The organism is Mesorhizobium sp. M0045 (assembly GCF_040323385.1).
GTDB lineage: Bacteria > Pseudomonadota > Alphaproteobacteria > Rhizobiales > Rhizobiaceae > Mesorhizobium.
Map to the genome: position 1 here is coordinate 230,377 of NZ_JAMYUY010000005.1, position 14,932 is coordinate 245,308.

Genomic DNA, 14,932 nt, shown 5'->3' on the forward strand with positions numbered 1-14,932 from the left:
TTTCCAAGTTCCCCTTTTTAAAGTTCCCCCTTCTTAAAGTTCCAACAAGCGGAAGCCACCTGGGCCTGCTTCCAGGAACAACCGGCGATCGAGCGGGTTGAGCAAGCATCGGGAGAACAACATGGACTTGGTGCGCCACGCGCCCAGATCGGCAGTTCGAAACAGGCTCCAGCGCATGATCTACTTCACCGCCGACACGCATTTCAGCGACCCGCGCATTTTGCGCATCGACCGCCGCCCGTTCGGCTCGCTGGCGGAGCATGATCGGGCGCTCATTGCGTTCTGGAACGAGACTGTCGGCCCGGACGACGAGGTCTGGCACCTCGGCGATTTTGCCAGGGGCTCGGCGTCCTTCGTGTCGTCGCTGCTATCGTCTCTTCATGGCAGCAAGCACTTGATCATCGGCAACAACGATGCTGCGGCCACCATTGACGCGACGGGTTGGGCGAGCACGCAACACTACAAGGAGCTGACGCTCGACGGCAGCCTGCTGATCCTTTGCCACTATCCTTTTCGCACCTGGAACCAGATCGGCCGGAAATCAATCGACCTGCATGGCCATTCGCACGGCCGGCTCACCCCGGTCACGCGCCAGTATGACGTCGGTGTCGACAGCTGGGATTTTCGTCCGGTCACGCTTCCCACCATCCGCGCCAGCCGCGGCCGCCGACCGGCGCGGGCAAAACCCGGCTGAAGGCGGCTGGCCGCAACCGGAACCTCTGCGGAGCTGAGGCGTTCGAAAAAATGCAAGGCGTAAAGGCAACGGCGATGGCTCAGAAGATCACGACAGGCGCGAACGACCGGCCGCGCAATGAAACCATCGGCCAATCCGGCGAAGGCCTGCCGGACGATAGCAGCAGGCCGCTCGAGGTCGACGAAGGCTGGGTCGCCCGGTTGAGAAACAAGCTGCAGGGCAAGCCCCGGCAAGCCGCTCAAACCAACATGGACGAGGTTCCGGCAGGCGTCCCCGGCGCTGGCGAGAACATTTGCCGCCGCTGTGCAGGGTCAGGCATGATCGACGGCCGGACCTGCCCCGAATGCGGCGGAACCGGCAAGGTGACGACGCCGATAGGCTGAGGCCAGAGCAATTCCAGGAAAAGTGTGAAACGGTTTTCCGTCCGGAATTGCGTCAAAAAAGATAGACCGGTTCTGCGTTTCCGTGAAACGCAGAACCGTCCAGCACGGTCAGATCGCTGGCACCCACTTCCAGAACACGCCCTCCTTGCGGTCGGGGTAGTGCTTGAAGTCGCATTCGAAGCGCCAACCGTAATTCTTGGCGGCGGCAAGCGCCTCCTTGCTGACCGGGTTCATGCCGGTTCCCGGCGCAAACCAGTCCTCCAGCAAATCGTCGGGTATGTAGGCGCCGATCCTCAACGGCAGCTTTTCGAGGACGACATCCATTTCGGGCGGTGCGGGCACGGGGCGCTCCCTTCGGGGTCTGCTGATTAAGAAGTCGTTCAACGCCAAGCGGGTTCATTCTTTTGCTCATAGTCCTGGAACGCCTTCTGGAGACCGCCGATCACCTCGGCGGATGTCTCGAACATCGCCTTCAGCTGCGGCTCATCGACCTTCTCGATGTCCTCGCGAAGGTGCTGTTTCACCTCCTCCAATTTCTTCTGCATCTTCTGCGTGTGGTGGCGCGGATCGCGGTCGGCAGCGCTTGTCATGATCAATCTCCAATTTGTGATCTCGGAGAACTCGGCCGGCTCTGAGGATCGCCAGGCGGGTTTGCAGCGTAAACGGCTTGTCGATAGCTGTGGTTCCCGACTGTGCAGCGGTCTTCGTAGGCCTCAGCGCGCCGTTCTCGTTCTCAGCCGTCCGGTAGAGGCGGCCACAAGGCAGGTCGGAGAGGTCGCTTCCAATGAATTCGAAACGCGAGCAGTCGAAACGAGCCTAAATAAAGCTGAGAACTGATGGCGCCTCTGGCCAAGGACGGTAATCCACCACCACTAGCCTACGCCGCGTCCGCGATCCATTCGAGCGAGGCGCCATGCGGGTCAGTCCAGGCTACAGGGGAACCGTTCGCAGACAGGAGGAAGCGGCCGGGCGGCCAGCTTGTTCCGGCGCGTGTTGCGATGGACGGGAAGACGCGAGGGAACTCGTTCGATACCCAATAAGGCGAGAGACGCATCGCCTGCTCGGCGAAAGCTTCTCTGTCACCAGGGTCGGAGACATAGTCGAGGACGGCTGTGTGAAAGATCACGAGTGTAGCGTTGTTTGGCGCTTCGTTGCAGAGTTGCACGAGGTCGCTCCCGCGCAGGTCGCCCTTCACCACCCGAGGCTTGACTGTGGCAGCGATCTTCAGGGCCGCCCGCAGATTTGCGAGTCGTGCTGTCTGTTCCGGCCAGACCAGTGTCTCAAGCCATGCGACTTGCGAGTCGTCCGAAGCATCTATCGGGCTCAGGTCCAATCCCGCCCGCCAGACGACTTGCGGCAAGGCCGTCGGCAATGGCGTTGTTTCGCTGGCGAGGCATCGGAAGACAGGCGGCTCCAAGGCCGTCGCGGGTGCGCGGATCACCTTGCGTCCGTAGTCATATCCATAGAGGTCGGGCATGAGGCAGAGCCCTGCGGAGGTCCCGACCTCGATGAGGGCCAGCGGCTGCGGCAAACGCGCCAGGACGGGGAGCAGGGTGGCGCATCTTCCCGGCTCGTTGGTTTGCGTTGAGCGCTCGAGCATGAGCGAGCGGATAGCGTCGGGATTAGCCTGAAGCGCCTGGCGAAATTCGGTCCATCCTGTCGGCGTGCCGAACAGGTGACGCACCGCTGCAAGTAGAAGGTTCGGTTGCCGCTTTAGGTCCGGAAGGGTCGACAGGAAACCGAGCGCCTCCCGATCCCCAGCGACTGCCCGAGCCAACTCCTCGTAGAGCGGCGAGCGACCGCGAGCTTCCGTATCGGCGAAGCGAATATATCGGGCTGAGATCTCGGCCAAGCCCTCCTCGTCCATATCCGCTGATCCACGGTCCCGACGTCTATCACAAGTACACGATCCACGGATCTGATTGGAGCCAGGCCCGCCGTTTTTGCACAGGCTTGACCCTCCGCGGACTTCCCGCGGTCGCCTACTTAACCGTTGCGCTAGGAGGTTGTACGCAATCCAAAATCTGGGGAACTGTCCGTAATTGGTGTCTCACCCAAGGGGTGCAGTCCACCCTGTCTCCGGTATAAACCGCAACCCATGTCTCCGGGTCGTACCTTTTGAGATTTGGCGCACCCGACAGGATTCGAACCTGTGACCTCTGCCTTCGGAGGGCAGCGCTCTATCCAGCTGAGCTACGGGTGCCTTCAGGATCGGCGATCCGGAAAACGAACCAGCCGGTAAACCGGCCAGTTCCGGCTTCTTAGCGGAAGCCGGCCCGGGCTTCAACGGGCAATCGCGGACGGACTCACGTTGCCGTAGCGGCCCATGGGATAGATACCTGTCCCGTCCAGCGGCCGCGGCTGCTCATGCGGTCACGGTAAGCACCGCCTTGCCGCTGATGCTGCGCTGCCGCAGCGCGTCGAGGGCGTGGCCGACGTCCCGCCACGGCACGGTCAGGACCACGCGCGTTTCGAGCCGGCCGGCTGCGATCAGCGCGAGCAGCGAGGCGATGTCGGCGCCGACCTCCGGACCGGACGTGTAGTAGGCGAAGGTCTGAAGCCGCGCGCCCTCATGACCTGGAACGAACTGGCGGAAGCCGATGGGCGTGAGTTCGCCGCTGCTCGAGCCGAACATGACGACGGTCCCGCCAGGCGCCACCCGTTCGATCGCGTGGGCGAGGCTATCGCCGCCGACCGATTCGGTAATCAGCGAGAACAGTCCTTCGGCCAGCTCGACCGTTTCGACGACCCGCCCGGCTCCCAGTTTGCGGAGATCCGCGGCATGCCGGGCGGCAGCGACCGCCGTCACCGACGCGCCCTGCCGGCGGGCGATCTGGACCTGGAAACGGCCGACCGCGCCGCTTGCGCCGGTAATCAGGACCCGCTGGCCGGCCAGCTCGCCGCCAAGGCGCAGGGTCCGCAGCGCGGTCGTGCCTGCGACAGGGACAGTGGCGGCGGCAAGGAAGCTGACGTCGTCCGGCAGGATGGCGAGGTGGTCGGTTGGAACGGCAACATTTTCGGCCCACCCGGCCTCGTCGACCAGAGCCGCAACCCGGGCGCCGACGGCCGGCCCGGAGCCGTCGGCCGCAGCGCGCTCGACAATTCCGGCGACGTCCTGGCCAGGCACCCAGCCGTTCGGGCGGATGTTGAGCAGGCGCAGTTCGCCGCGGTTCAGCGAGACAGCCCGGACCGAGACCAGCGCCTCGTGCGGGGCGGGCTCGGGTTCGTCAAGCTCGGCGAGCTTCAACCCTGTGGCGCTGTCGAGAGAGGTGATTAAAGCGAGCATGGCGTCATGGCTCCTCGGACGTGCCCGGCTTGGCGGGACAGGCGCGGGACGGAGGGTCTCGGAGCCCAGCCGCACGTCGAGGCAACGGGCCGCCAAGCCGTCGCCGTCTCCGATGGCCGCTGACGATGCGATCCACCGCCCGGTCTTTCAGTACGACCGCCGCGCGTCCGAACAATCTTTCTCATCGCTTTTGTAGGCTCCTGACTCATTCCGGGTCGGAGCTTATCGACTTTGCCGATGGAATAATTTAGCTATCATGTCACATGATCGCTAAAATCAGTCAAAATGAGACAGCCGCTTCGCTACCCCTGGCCGAATTTCGATCCCGATGACGTCCTTGCACCGGCAATTGCCGTGCGCGTCGACGTTCCCGAGACCAGGGCGGAGGTACCGGACCACCACCACCGCAAAGGGCAACTCGTCTTCGCGCTCGGCGGTGGCGTCACATGTCGCGTCCCCAGCGGGCTGTGGATGGTGCCGCCTCATTGCGCGGTGTGGATTCCGGGTGGCATGAAGCACAGCAACGTCGCGACCGCCAATGCCCGGATTTTTTTCGTCTATATCGAGCCTGGAGCCACCGACCTGCCGGACCGGTGCTGCACGCTTTCGATCTCGGCGTTGCTGCGCGAGCTCATCATCGAGCTGGCGGATCGCGGTGAGGATGATGACGCGAGGGGCGAACTCCTGACCAGGGTATTGCTATCCGAACTGCCGCGCATGCCTGTCCAGCAGCTACATTTGCCGATCTCGTCCGAGCCGCGCTTGAGGCGCATCGCCACGGCGCTGGCGGAAGATGCTGCTGACCGCAGCACCCTGGCGGAATGGGCCAATCGCGTCGCGCTCAGCGAGAGCAGTCTCGCACGTCTCGTGGTCAAGGAGACAGGGCTGACCTTCGGGCGCTGGCGCCAGCAATTGCACTTGATCGTTGCATTGCGCGAGCTGGCCTCCGGCGCCAGCGTGCAGCAGGTTTCGGCCGATCTCGGCTATGAATCGGTCACCGCCTTCATCACCATGTTCAAGAAAGCGCTTGGCAAGCCACCGGCAAAGTATCTCAGCAGTGTCGCGCAAAACGGCGGTTCTGCGTTTGTCGCCTGATGAGCCCCCGATCCGCCGCCCACCCGGACGTCAACCCTCACTGCTGCTCGGCATACAGCAGCCGCGTCGTCGCATTCGCCGTCGCCGTCGACAGGCTGCGCTGGATCAGCGCCTCGACGTGGTCGTTGCGCTGGCGCGCGCTGTCGGCGCCCATCACCACGATGATCAGCCTGTGCCCGTCCGCATTATAAGAGGTGACGATGTTGAAGCCCGAAGCCCTGATATAGCCGGTCTTGATGCCGTCGACGCCGCGCACCCGGCCGAGCATGTCGTTGTGGCCGCGCACCAGCCTGCCGCGGAACATGAAGTCGCTGTCGGAGAAATAATGGAAATGCTGCGGGAAGCGGGTGTGCAGCGCCATACCGAGCACCGCCATGTCACGCGCCGTCGTGTGCTGGTCGCCATCCGGCAGGCCCGAGGCGTTGCGGAAGACGGTGCTGCTCATGCCGATCTGGCGCGCCTTGGCGGTCATCATGCCGGCGAACGCCTCTTCGCTGCCGCCGAGATATTCGGCAACGGCGACCGCTACATCATTGGCCGACTTGACGACGATGGCGCGGATCGCCGAATCGACGTCGATCGTCTCGCCGCGCCTGAACCGCAGCTTGGTCGGCGGCTGCCGCGCGGCGTTGTCCGATACCGGAATTTGCGTCTCCTTGCTGATCCGCCCCGACTCCAGCGCCTCGAAAAGAAGGTAGAGCGTCATCATCTTGGTCAGTGACGCCGGATAGCGTGGCGCCGTGGAATTGACCTCGAACAGCGTCTTGCCGGTGCCGGCGTCGATGACCATCGCGGCATATTTCTGCGGCGGCGCCGGCACGGCCAGCACGCTGTCGGGCGGCGTCACCGTCGTGCAGCCAGCAGCAAACAGCAGCAGCGCCAGCACCGCGGCGTAATTGTGAATGAGCGAAAAGAAGCGCAAGGCGGACAAGTCGTTTCCGAAGGCAGGCTGTTTCTGAGACGAGGCGAAGCTATCTTACCGCAAAGGCACAGTCCATTTGGTTAATATCGGTCGGGGCCCTGGATTGGTGCCCTGTCCACAGGCCGACATGGCCGCTGTGCCGAGCCGGCTGATGAGAATTGCCGGCCATCACGCTTGCGCAACCGGCGGCGAGTGGGCTTTGTTGGCGCCGGCAGAATCGGTAGGTGCACATGGATACGGTCACGATCACGGCAAAAGGCATTTCGGTATCGGTCGATCTTGCCGTCGGCCATCTCGCCGACATGGCGGTCGATATCGATGGCCGTCGGCTGAAGCCGCTGCATCGCGCACCCTGGGTCGGCGAGCCGCGCGAGACGCTGCCGAAAGATCTGCCTGAAGGCACGGTCCACTTGTCCGGCGATTTCCTCTGCGCGCCGTTCTCGATCAGCGACGTCGAAGAGGCACCTTTGCATGGCTGGCCGGCCAATAGTCGCTGGGACGTCGTCGACAGCGCCGCAACGGCCGATGGCTGGCGCGCGGTCCTCCGCCTGCAGCGCCCGGTTATGGGCGCAACCGTCGACAAGATCCTGATCGTGCGCGACGACCATCCCTTTCTCTATCAGGAACACGTCTTTTCCGGCGGCGCCGGCGCCATTCCGGTCGCCCACCATCCGATGACGGTGATGAAGGCCGGCGGCAGGCTGGCGTTCTCGCCGAAGCGCCTTGCCGCGACGCCGAACGAGCCGCCGGAGCCCGATCCGGCCCGCGGCCGCTCTTTGCTCGCCTACCCGGCGCGCAGCACCGACCTGACGCGCTTTCCCGCCGCCGACGGCGGCACGATCGACCTGACCGGCTATCGCATGGACCAGCTGCGTGAGGACTTCGTCACGCTGGTCGAGGCCGACCATGGCGGACCGGGCTGGACCGCGCTGGCGCGCCAGGCGGAAGCCGACCTCGTGCTGGTGCTGAAGAACCCGGCCGAACTGCCGGTCACCATGCTGTGGGTCAGCAATGGCGGGCGCGATTACGCGCCATGGAGCGGCCGCCACCGCGGCGTGCTCGGCATCGAGGACGGCCGCACCGCCGTCGGCCACGCCGCATCGCTCGGCGACAACTGGCTGAAGCGCGAAGGCGTGGCAACCGCCTTTGCGCTTTCTGAGGGGGGGAACTTTTCGTTCCGCCATGTCATCGGCGCACTGCCATGGCCATCCGGCGAGCCGCCGCGCGACGTCACGACCTCGCCGGGCCGCATGCGCATCCTGGCGGCTGACGGTGCCGAGCGCGACTTCGGCTTCGACAGCGATTTCCTGCGGATCAGCCAGTCCAGGCCCGATTGAAGGCCTGGGACAAGCCGCGTTTGAAATTTTCGAAAACTGCCGCCAAAATGCGCCAGAACCATCTTAACGGATGCCAATGTCTGAGATCGCCCATCTCGCCGCTACCATTTTCAAGCGCGCCGGCAAGGCGCCGCGCTTCATTGTTGCCATTGCGGGTCCGCCCGGCGCCGGCAAGTCGACATTGTCGGCAGGCTTGCATGACCTGCTGCCGGAAGGCACGGCGGAAGTCGTGCCGATGGACGGGTTCCACTACGATGACGTCGTGCTCGAGCGGCGCGGCCTTCGCCAGCGAAAAGGTGCCCCGGAAACCTTTGATTTTGCCGGCTTCGAAGCGCTGCTTAAGCGCATCCGCGCTGGCGAGCCGGATATCGCTATCCCGGTGTTCGACCGCAGCATGGAGCTGTCGCGCGCCGCCGCTGCGATCATCGCCGCCGAGACCAAATTCATCCTGGTCGAAGGCAATTACCTGCTGCTCGACGAAGAGCCATGGACGCGGCTGGCGCCGCTGTTCGACTACTCGATCTTCGTCGACGTGCCGCGCGCCGAGCTCGAGCGCCGACTGCTCGAGCGATGGCACGAGCACGGCCGGTCCGACGAGGACGCGCGCGCCTGGATTGCTTCCAACGACATGCCGAACATCGATCGCGTGCTTGCCCGTCGGCGGCCCGCCGACCTGGTGGTCGGTGGACAGGCCTGATCTGGTAAGGACTGTTCGGCCGGAACCTTAACACTTTCAGGCCGTTATCCCGGACACGGCAATTGTGCCGCATGAGGGAACGGTTCGATGGAAACCATGGCAAGAAAGCCTGCGCCCGCCAAGGGCAAGGTAACACGATCAAAAATCACTCGAGCGAAAACCAGCGCCGGCCCGGCAGGGGCGGCCCATTCCAAGGATGCGGCAAAGCCCAGCTTTGGCAAGGCGGCGCCGAAAAAGGTGATGCCTGCCGCGGCCAAAGCCGCTGCACCCAAGGCCAAAAGGTCGGCAAGCAGCAGAGGATCGATCGCCGGCAGCGCAATGCGCACCGTTAAGGCAACGGCCAATGTCGCCGCCGGTGCCGTGCTTGCGACCGCCAAAGGTGCGGCGTCGCTTGCCGCTTCCGTAGTCGGCAAGGGCGGCTCGAAACCCCGGACCAAGGCAAAATAGCCGGGGCAGTCAGGGTTCTGATCAGGCTCTGGCCGGAATGGTGAGGCCCCTCTGCACCGCCGGCCGGGCAAGGCCACGCTTCAGCCATGCGCCCACGCCGGGGAAATCGTCGAAACCGACGAGGTCCCGCGCCTCGTAAAAGCCGATCAGATTGCGCACCCATCCAAGCATCGAAATGTCGGCGATGGTGTAATCGTCGCCCATAATCCAGCTGCGGCCCTTGAGCCTCGTTTCGAGGACGCCGATCAGCCGTCGCGACTCGTCGCGATAACGCTCCAGCGGGCGCTTGTCGGCGATTTCGCGCCCAGCGAATTTGTGGAAGAAACCGACTTGGCCGAATATCGGCCCGATGGAAGCCATCTGGAAGAACACCCACTGGATCGTCTCGTAACGCAGCGTTGCGTCTGCCGGGACCAGCTTGCCGGTCTTATCGCTGAGATAAAGCAGAATGGCGCCGGATTCGAACAGGCCGATCGGCTTGCCGCCCGGGCCGTCCGGATCGATCATCGCCGGGATCTTGCCGTTCGGGTTCAAAGACAGGAATTCCGGCGTCCAGCTCTCGTTCTTGCCGATGTCTACGGCATGCGGCTCGTAGGGCAGGCCAAGTTCCTCCAGCGCGATCGATATTTTCACCCCGTTCGGCGTCGGAAACGAATAAAGCTGGATGCGGTCGGGGTGGCTCGCCGGCCAGCGCCTGGCGATCGGAAACGCGGACAGATCGGTCATCGAAACTCCTGGTCGGGGACCGCGCCGAGCGGCATGGTCATGGCGGGTCGCAGTGAGTTAGGCGCGACGCCTGGCGCGATCAATATGCGCATGGAAAGTTTCACCGGCCCCGGTGAAGGGATCGCAAGGGGTGTGGTCACACGGCCTTGACCGCCAGCACCGCATTGGTGCCGCCGAAGGCGAAGCTGTTGCTCATCGCGGTGCGCACCGCGCGCTCGCGTGCCACGTTCGGCGTGATGTCGAGATCGCAGTCGGTGTCGGCTTCCCGATAATTGGCGGTCGGCGGCACGATGCCTTCGCGGATCGCCATCACGCAGGCGATCATTTCCAGCGCGCCGGATGCGCCGAGGCAGTGGGCATGCATCGATTTGGTCGAGGAGATGGAAAGCTTGTAGGCATGGTCGCCGAACACGCGTTTGATCGCCGCCGTCTCGATCTGGTCGTTGGCCTTGGTGCCGGTGCCATGCGCGTTGAGATAGTCGACGTCCTCCGGATTGAGCCCGGCATCGACGAGGCAGAAGCGCATCGCCGCCTCCGGCCCTTCGATTGTTGGCGCGACGATATCGGAAGCGTCGGCGGAAAGGCCCACACCGGCGATTTCGGCAAGGATGGCGGCGCCGCGCGCCATGGCATGCTCATACGTTTCCAGCACCACCATGCCGGCGCCTTCGCCGAGCACGAGCCCCTGGCGGTCGGCCGAAAACGGCCGGCAGGTGTCCGGCGACAATACCCGCAGGGCTTCCCAGCCCTTGAGGATGCCCCAGACCAGTGGCGCATCGGTGCCGCCGGCGACCATGACGTCGGCCCGGCCGAGCCTGATCTGATCGACCGCCGAGGCAATGGCGTGGTTGGATGATGAGCAGGCAGAGGTGATGCCGAACACCGGTCCACGCAGACCAAGATTCATGCTGACATGGCCGGCGGCTGCGCCCGGCATTACTTTTGGTACGGTGAAGATGCCGGCGCGGTTCTTGCCTTCGAGCAGGATGGCGCGATAGTTCTCTTCGATTGCCTCCCAGCCGCAGACGCCGACGCCGACGATGGTGCCCATCCGGTAGGTGTTGGCCGCGTGCGGGTTCAATCCCGCCTGCTGTGCCGCCTCCCGCGCGGCGATCGTCGCCAGAAGGCTGAAGCGGTCCATCGACACGACCTGCTTGCGGTCGATGCCGTGCTCGGGAAGCGCCTTGATTTCGCAGCCGACCTTGACCTTCAGATCATGCAGCAGCGGATTGTCGATCGCGCCGATTGCCGAACGGCCGGCGCGCATCTCATTCCAGATTGCCGGTGCATTGGTGCCGAGGCCGCATAACCCGCCGATGCCCGTGATGACGATGCGCTTGTGCATTCAGTCAGGCTTTTTTCGCGATCAGCGCGCGAACCGCCTCGACCATGTCGCCGACATTTTTCAGATTGCTCCAGGCATCGACCGTGTTCATCTCGATTTCGATGCCATACTCTTCCTCGAGATCGAAGATGATCTCCGTCAGTTCCAGCGAATGGATGCCAAGCGCGGTCAGTTCGGTACTGGTGGTGATTTCCTCGCCGCCCGGCTCGGCATGAGCCTTGATCTTGGCGATGATATCGTTTGCCAGCTGGTCAGCCATTCGGTTTCTTCCCCAACTCTGTCGTTTCCCGACGCCAACTGATCAGCGCCCCTTTTGTCCTCGATTACGTGGTCATCGTCGCCTTCTACCCCCGCCAGGCGCCGGTGACCGTACCAAGGTGGCTCCCTCTATAGAAACCGAAACGCTGTCAAGCAACAAGCTATATATCGACAAAGCCGCCGCAGTGCTTAACGTTGGTGTCGTGGACACGATCGCATATAGCTTGACCTCAGTGCCGCCGGCCCAGCGCGTTGCCGGCGTTGCGCGGCTTGGCTGCGACTGGAACGGAGGCCGCACGCGTCTTCGGCGCCTGTACCAGGACGGCTCGGCCAAGATCCGCATGCCGGCAGTCTCGGCCGATCCGCTCGAAGCCGTCCTGATCAACACCGCTGGCGGGCTGACCGGTGGCGACCGTCTCGCCTGGGAGGTCGATGTCGGTGCCGGCGCGTCCGCAACGATAACGACGCAGGCCTGCGAGAAAATCTACCGCGCCGCATCCGACCGCGCCGAAGTGCGGGTGCAATTGAGCGCCGGCGAAGGCGGCCACATTACCTGGCTGCCGCAGGAAACCATCGTCTTCGACCGCTCGGCCTTTGCCCGCACGCTTGACGTGGAGCTTGCCGCCGGAGCCGAGGCGCTGATCCTGGAAGCTACCGTCTTCGGCCGCCTGGCCATGGGTGAACGGGCTTGGCAAGGCCAATTCCATGACCGCTGGCGCGTCCGCCAGGAGGCGGCGCTGATTCACGCCGAGGAGTTCCGCATCGGCACCGACATTGCCGCCACCTTGAATCGTCCGGCGGTTGCCGGTGGCGGCATCGCCGTGGCGACGCTGCTGATGGTGTCGCCGCGGGCAGAAGCTTTGCTCGAGCCGGCCCGGGCTATGGTCGGCGGCCAGGGCGGCGTCAGTTTCTGGAGCGTGCGGAAATCTGGCAAGCTTCTTGCTCGGCTGTTCGCCGAGGACGGCTACCAGCTCCGCAAGCGGCTGGTGCCGCTTGTCGAATTGCTCAACGGACGGGCGGGCCTGCCCAAATTATGGTCACTCTGATTTCGATTGTGCCACTGCAGGAAAACGCATGAATCTGACGCCGAGGGACAAAGACAAGCTGCTGATCGCCATGGCGGCGATCGTGGCCCGCAAGCGGCTCGAACGCGGCGTCAAGCTTAACCATCCGGAAGCGATCGCGCTGATAACCGATTTCGTCGTCGAGGGTGCCCGCGACGGCCGCGCCGTCGCCGAGCTGATGGAGGCCGGCGCCCATGTCGTCACCCGGGCCCAGGTGATGGAAGGCATTGCCGAAATGATCCACGATGTGCAGGTCGAGGCGACGTTTCCAGACGGCACCAAGCTGGTGACCGTGCACGAGCCGATCAGATAAAACCGCCAAGGAGAGGAAAATGCTTCAGCTGCGTCCGAACTGCGAATGCTGTGACAAGGATCTGCCGCCCGATGCGACGGACGCGGTGATCTGCACCTTCGAATGCACCTTCTGCGCCGACTGCGCACAAAACGTGCTCGGCGGCGCCTGCCCGAATTGCGGCGGCAACTTCTCGGCTCGCCCGATCCGTCCGGCAGCGCTGCTGACGAAATATCCGGCCTCTACCAAGCGCGTCCTCAAGGCAGAAGGCTGCGGTCCGGCCCGCAAGGCGGCGTGAGAGGCATGATGATCTCGAAGATGGAAGCTACGCCGATGATCCCCGCTACGATGAAATGCACGACGCTGTCGGCGGCCCTGCTGCTGGCGGCAGCTATGCCGGCCTATGCCCATGTCGGCGTCGGCACGGTTTCGTCCTTCACCGCCGGCTTCTCCCACCCGCTCTCCGGCCTCGATCATATGACGGTGATGATTGTCGTCGGCCTGTGGGCGGCGCTCAGGGGCGGCAAGGCGATCTGGGCATGGCCGCTGGCTTTCGTCGGCGTCATGCTGGCCGGCGGCGCGCTCGGTATGCTGCATGTGCCGATGCCTTTCGTCGAGCCGGCCATACTGGCGTCCGTCGTGGCACTCGGGCTGCTGGTCGCGCTCGCCGTCGATCTTCCCGTCTCGGCCGGCGTCGCCGTCATCGGCCTGTTTGCGCTGTTCCATGGCTACGCCCACGGCACCGAGGTGCCTGAAAATGCCGCTGGGCTTGGCTATACCGCAGGCTTTGCCGTTGCCACCGCGTTGCTCCATGCCGTCGGCATCACGGCTGGTCTCGGCCTCGGCTGGCGCTTCAGTGGGCTTGCCCGCGCCGCTGGCGCCGCCTGTGCCGCGATTGGCGCCGGCCTCGCCTTCGGCATCCTGTGAGGCAGTGATGATCCCCGGCGAAATCATCACGGCAAGCGGCGAGATCGAACTGAACAAGGGACTGCCGACGGTCACCATGAAGGTGGCCAACAGCGGCGACCGGCCGATCCAGGTCGGCAGCCACTATCATTTCTTCGAGACCAATGAAGGGCTGAGATTCGATCGCGACAAGGCGCGGGGCATGCGCCTCGACATCGCCGCCGGCACCGCGATGCGCTTCGAGCCCGGCCAGGAGCGCGATGTTACGCTAGTGCCGTTCGGCGGCAAGCGCGAGGTCTACGGATTTCAGCAGAAGATCATGGGCAAGCTGTGAGATCGAAGGCGTCGAGCAGTTTCGGCTCAGCCGGGCGGCTTGGCCGCCGCATAGATGACGACCTTTCCCGAATCGTCGAATTCAACCGCCAGAACGTCCTCGGTCTGCACTCGCCGCGAGTCGATAGCGTTGAACAGCAATGCGTTCGCCTCGATCTCCTTGCGCAGCTCGGCAATGTCGTCCCGATGTTGCCTGACCTTGCTTTCGATCGCCGGCGGCGGGCCGCCTTCGGTGCGCGCGGCGTCGGTAAGAAACACGATATCGACTTTGTCGAGCTTGGATGTCTTTCGCACGGCAGCGATGTTCTCACGCGTGCGGTCGATCGCCGAGCTGACCTTGCCGGCTTCCGCATTTGTCTTGGTCTCTTCCTGGCCGACCTCCGAGCCGACGATCCGGTTGACGGTCTCGGCGCTGTCGAGGCTCTGCGCGTTCAGCGCGGCGTGCGGAATGCTGGCTGCCAGAAACGCGGTCGCGGCAATGCCATGCAGCCATCTGGTGTCGGAGAAGGTGGTGATCGCCATCGCTCGTTCTCAGGGTCCTTTTCGAGGCTTGTGTCAGGGCGACAGGACCGAAACGAAACGTCCCCCGTGAAGGTTCCCTTTGCGATGCGGCGGGCTGACCGGGCGCCGGCCCGCCGCCTTGTCTCGTCAGCTCGCTTTCTTGGTGATCAGCGTCAGCGCGCCATTGGTGCTCATGCTGGCGGCGATCACCTGCGCCGAGGTGAGCCCCTTGGCTTCGAGTGCGGACTTGACCTGCGGTGTCGCGTCGATCGAGCCGCGCAGTTTCTGCAGATCGGCGTCGCTGCGCTTGGCGATCACCTCGTTGACCTTGGCTTGAGTGTCCGCCGGCAGATCCTTGATGTCGACGACGTTGATCGCCTGGATGGTGGGCGCCTGTGGCTGCGCTCCGGGCGCGGCAGGAGCAGGCGCGGCCGGCGCCGGACTGGGCTGCTGCGCAGGCTGTTGCTGGGCGCTGGCGGCGGTTGCGAGCACCAGCGTGGCGGCGGCTGCCAAAAGGGTCGTTTTGCGCATGGATGTTCCTTTCCATCGATTGGCAAATGGTCGTTTTGGGGTGACCCGGCCACCTCAAACGCCAAATGGGATCGGAAAGTGTCGCTCAGCGGGTCATTGCGTGATCATAGGATGG

The 14,932-nt window shown here is 64.1% G+C and carries 22 protein-coding genes and 1 tRNA gene; 11 read left to right on the forward strand and 12 right to left on the reverse strand.

The features are described 5' to 3' along the window. The first annotated feature begins 175 nt into the window (after window positions 1-175). Both NKJ72_RS10560 and NKJ72_RS10565 read left to right on the forward strand, forming a co-directional pair. Window positions 176-694: a metallophosphoesterase gene (locus NKJ72_RS10560; RefSeq protein ID WP_352476972.1), complete on the forward strand. Its 519-nt coding sequence runs from the start codon at window positions 176-178 to the stop codon at window positions 692-694. Window positions 695-768: 74 nt separating this feature from the next. Further along, window positions 769-1,077 (forward strand): hypothetical protein, encoded by a 309-nt coding sequence (locus tag NKJ72_RS10565; RefSeq protein WP_352477109.1) that lies wholly within the window; start codon window positions 769-771, stop codon window positions 1,075-1,077. A gap of 108 nt (window positions 1,078-1,185) precedes the next feature. Here NKJ72_RS10565 and NKJ72_RS10570 read toward each other — a convergent pair whose 3' ends face one another. The 5 genes from NKJ72_RS10570 to NKJ72_RS10590 all read right to left on the reverse strand — a co-directional run bounded on the left by NKJ72_RS10570 (window position 1,186) and on the right by NKJ72_RS10590 (window position 4,363). Continuing rightward, a complete protein-coding gene (locus NKJ72_RS10570; RefSeq protein ID WP_254815811.1) occupies window positions 1,186-1,419 on the reverse strand; it encodes a hypothetical protein in 234 nt (77 codons plus the stop codon). Between the two features lie 38 nt (window positions 1,420-1,457). Further along, window positions 1,458-1,667, reverse strand: a complete 210-nt coding sequence (locus NKJ72_RS10575) for a hypothetical protein (RefSeq protein WP_352474763.1) — start codon at window positions 1,665-1,667, stop codon at window positions 1,458-1,460. A 287-nt stretch (window positions 1,668-1,954) separates the two neighbouring features. Continuing rightward, complete coding sequence (locus NKJ72_RS10580; protein WP_352476973.1) at window positions 1,955-2,944, reverse strand: DUF2332 domain-containing protein; 990 nt, start codon at window positions 2,942-2,944, stop codon at window positions 1,955-1,957. 259 nt (window positions 2,945-3,203) lie between these two features. Continuing rightward, a tRNA-Arg gene (locus NKJ72_RS10585) sits at window positions 3,204-3,280 on the reverse strand. Window positions 3,281-3,442: 162 nt separating this feature from the next. Next, the gene (locus NKJ72_RS10590) at window positions 3,443-4,363 is read right to left on the reverse strand and encodes a zinc-binding dehydrogenase (RefSeq protein ID WP_352476974.1); all 921 of its coding nucleotides are present in this window, start codon (window positions 4,361-4,363) and stop codon (window positions 3,443-3,445) included. Between the two features lie 285 nt (window positions 4,364-4,648). On the opposite strand from NKJ72_RS10590, the gene NKJ72_RS10595 reads away from it, so the two are divergent. Then, the gene (locus NKJ72_RS10595; protein WP_352476975.1) at window positions 4,649-5,458 is read left to right on the forward strand and encodes an AraC family transcriptional regulator; all 810 of its coding nucleotides are present in this window, start codon (window positions 4,649-4,651) and stop codon (window positions 5,456-5,458) included. A gap of 37 nt (window positions 5,459-5,495) precedes the next feature. Here NKJ72_RS10595 and NKJ72_RS10600 read toward each other — a convergent pair whose 3' ends face one another. Further along, a complete protein-coding gene (locus NKJ72_RS10600) occupies window positions 5,496-6,389 on the reverse strand; it encodes a D-alanyl-D-alanine carboxypeptidase family protein (RefSeq protein ID WP_502901843.1) in 894 nt (297 codons plus the stop codon). 221 nt (window positions 6,390-6,610) lie between these two features. Here NKJ72_RS10600 and NKJ72_RS10605 point away from each other — a divergent pair, with 221 nt between their 5' ends. Continuing rightward, entirely contained in the window at window positions 6,611-7,717 is a 1,107-nt protein-coding gene (locus NKJ72_RS10605) for a hypothetical protein (RefSeq protein WP_352476976.1), read from the forward strand. Between the two features lie 76 nt (window positions 7,718-7,793). Beyond that, window positions 7,794-8,414 (forward strand): nucleoside triphosphate hydrolase, encoded by a 621-nt coding sequence (locus NKJ72_RS10610; RefSeq protein WP_352476977.1) that lies wholly within the window; start codon window positions 7,794-7,796, stop codon window positions 8,412-8,414. 44 nt (window positions 8,415-8,458) lie between these two features. Here NKJ72_RS10610 and NKJ72_RS10615 read toward each other — a convergent pair whose 3' ends face one another. Then, entirely contained in the window at window positions 8,459-8,740 is a 282-nt protein-coding gene (locus NKJ72_RS10615; RefSeq protein ID WP_254815819.1) for a hypothetical protein, read from the reverse strand. Between NKJ72_RS10615 and NKJ72_RS10620 the strand changes: the two genes are divergently transcribed. After that, a complete protein-coding gene (locus NKJ72_RS10620) occupies window positions 8,733-8,861 on the forward strand; it encodes a hypothetical protein (RefSeq protein WP_302893450.1) in 129 nt (42 codons plus the stop codon). The two genes, NKJ72_RS10615 and NKJ72_RS10620, sit on opposite strands and share 8 nt — an antisense overlap. A 21-nt stretch (window positions 8,862-8,882) precedes the next feature. On the opposite strand, the gene NKJ72_RS10625 is transcribed toward NKJ72_RS10620, so the two are convergent. The 3 genes from NKJ72_RS10625 to NKJ72_RS10635 form a co-directional block, all read right to left on the reverse strand. Then, window positions 8,883-9,587 (reverse strand): glutathione S-transferase family protein, encoded by a 705-nt coding sequence (locus tag NKJ72_RS10625; RefSeq protein WP_352476978.1) that lies wholly within the window; start codon window positions 9,585-9,587, stop codon window positions 8,883-8,885. A 136-nt stretch (window positions 9,588-9,723) separates the two neighbouring features. Continuing rightward, a complete protein-coding gene (locus NKJ72_RS10630) occupies window positions 9,724-10,932 on the reverse strand; it encodes a beta-ketoacyl-[acyl-carrier-protein] synthase family protein (protein ID WP_352476979.1) in 1,209 nt (402 codons plus the stop codon). Between the two features lie 4 nt (window positions 10,933-10,936). Then, window positions 10,937-11,191 carry an acyl carrier protein gene (locus NKJ72_RS10635; protein ID WP_023677013.1) on the reverse strand — a complete coding sequence of 85 codons (255 nt, stop codon included), beginning with the start codon at window positions 11,189-11,191 and terminating at the stop codon, window positions 10,937-10,939. Window positions 11,192-11,393: 202 nt separating this feature from the next. Here NKJ72_RS10635 and NKJ72_RS10640 point away from each other — a divergent pair, with 202 nt between their 5' ends. From NKJ72_RS10640 to NKJ72_RS10660, 5 genes are read left to right on the forward strand one after another with little or no spacing between them, the layout of a single operon-like run. Beyond that, a complete protein-coding gene (locus NKJ72_RS10640) occupies window positions 11,394-12,236 on the forward strand; it encodes an urease accessory protein UreD (protein ID WP_352476980.1) in 843 nt (280 codons plus the stop codon). A 28-nt stretch (window positions 12,237-12,264) separates the two neighbouring features. Then, window positions 12,265-12,567 (forward strand): urease subunit gamma, encoded by a 303-nt coding sequence (locus NKJ72_RS10645; RefSeq protein ID WP_352476982.1) that lies wholly within the window; start codon window positions 12,265-12,267, stop codon window positions 12,565-12,567. Window positions 12,568-12,586: 19 nt separating this feature from the next. After that, window positions 12,587-12,844 carry a DUF1272 domain-containing protein gene (locus tag NKJ72_RS10650; RefSeq protein WP_254815822.1) on the forward strand — a complete coding sequence of 86 codons (258 nt, stop codon included), beginning with the start codon at window positions 12,587-12,589 and terminating at the stop codon, window positions 12,842-12,844. A gap of 35 nt (window positions 12,845-12,879) precedes the next feature. Then, window positions 12,880-13,473, forward strand: coding sequence for a HupE/UreJ family protein (locus NKJ72_RS10655; protein ID WP_352477099.1), 594 nt, complete (start codon window positions 12,880-12,882; stop codon window positions 13,471-13,473). Window positions 13,474-13,480: 7 nt separating this feature from the next. Then, window positions 13,481-13,786 (forward strand): urease subunit beta, encoded by a 306-nt coding sequence (locus NKJ72_RS10660; RefSeq protein WP_352476983.1) that lies wholly within the window; start codon window positions 13,481-13,483, stop codon window positions 13,784-13,786. Window positions 13,787-13,812: 26 nt separating this feature from the next. Here NKJ72_RS10660 and NKJ72_RS10665 read toward each other — a convergent pair whose 3' ends face one another. Both NKJ72_RS10665 and NKJ72_RS10670 read right to left on the reverse strand, forming a co-directional pair. Beyond that, the gene (locus NKJ72_RS10665) at window positions 13,813-14,307 is read right to left on the reverse strand and encodes a hypothetical protein (protein ID WP_352476984.1); all 495 of its coding nucleotides are present in this window, start codon (window positions 14,305-14,307) and stop codon (window positions 13,813-13,815) included. A gap of 126 nt (window positions 14,308-14,433) precedes the next feature. Further along, a complete protein-coding gene (locus NKJ72_RS10670; protein ID WP_023677006.1) occupies window positions 14,434-14,817 on the reverse strand; it encodes a hypothetical protein in 384 nt (127 codons plus the stop codon). Window positions 14,818-14,932: the final 115 nt, after the last annotated feature.

Coding starts and splice junctions, on each gene's coding strand:
- NKJ72_RS10645 (WP_352476982.1), top strand. CDS start 12,265: ATGAATCTGACGCCGAGGGACAAAGACAAGCTGCTGATCGCCATGGCG.
- NKJ72_RS10650 (WP_254815822.1), top strand. CDS start 12,587: ATGCTTCAGCTGCGTCCGAACTGCGAATGCTGTGACAAGGATCTGCCG.
- NKJ72_RS10575 (WP_352474763.1), bottom strand. CDS start 1,667: ATGACAAGCGCTGCCGACCGCGATCCGCGCCACCACACGCAGAAGATG.
- NKJ72_RS10625 (WP_352476978.1), bottom strand. CDS start 9,587: ATGACCGATCTGTCCGCGTTTCCGATCGCCAGGCGCTGGCCGGCGAGC.
- NKJ72_RS10595 (WP_352476975.1), top strand. CDS start 4,649: ATGAGACAGCCGCTTCGCTACCCCTGGCCGAATTTCGATCCCGATGAC.
- NKJ72_RS10635 (WP_023677013.1), bottom strand. CDS start 11,191: ATGGCTGACCAGCTGGCAAACGATATCATCGCCAAGATCAAGGCTCAT.
- NKJ72_RS10620 (WP_302893450.1), top strand. CDS start 8,733: ATGCGCACCGTTAAGGCAACGGCCAATGTCGCCGCCGGTGCCGTGCTT.
- NKJ72_RS10670 (WP_023677006.1), bottom strand. CDS start 14,817: ATGCGCAAAACGACCCTTTTGGCAGCCGCCGCCACGCTGGTGCTCGCA.
- NKJ72_RS10610 (WP_352476977.1), top strand. CDS start 7,794: ATGTCTGAGATCGCCCATCTCGCCGCTACCATTTTCAAGCGCGCCGGC.
- NKJ72_RS10605 (WP_352476976.1), top strand. CDS start 6,611: ATGGATACGGTCACGATCACGGCAAAAGGCATTTCGGTATCGGTCGAT.
- NKJ72_RS10590 (WP_352476974.1), bottom strand. CDS start 4,363: ATGCTCGCTTTAATCACCTCTCTCGACAGCGCCACAGGGTTGAAGCTC.
- NKJ72_RS10655 (WP_352477099.1), top strand. CDS start 12,880: ATGATCCCCGCTACGATGAAATGCACGACGCTGTCGGCGGCCCTGCTG.
- NKJ72_RS10580 (WP_352476973.1), bottom strand. CDS start 2,944: ATGGACGAGGAGGGCTTGGCCGAGATCTCAGCCCGATATATTCGCTTC.
- NKJ72_RS10665 (WP_352476984.1), bottom strand. CDS start 14,307: ATGGCGATCACCACCTTCTCCGACACCAGATGGCTGCATGGCATTGCC.
- NKJ72_RS10630 (WP_352476979.1), bottom strand. CDS start 10,932: ATGCACAAGCGCATCGTCATCACGGGCATCGGCGGGTTATGCGGCCTC.
- NKJ72_RS10560 (WP_352476972.1), top strand. CDS start 176: ATGATCTACTTCACCGCCGACACGCATTTCAGCGACCCGCGCATTTTG.
- NKJ72_RS10565 (WP_352477109.1), top strand. CDS start 769: ATGGCTCAGAAGATCACGACAGGCGCGAACGACCGGCCGCGCAATGAA.
- NKJ72_RS10660 (WP_352476983.1), top strand. CDS start 13,481: ATGATCCCCGGCGAAATCATCACGGCAAGCGGCGAGATCGAACTGAAC.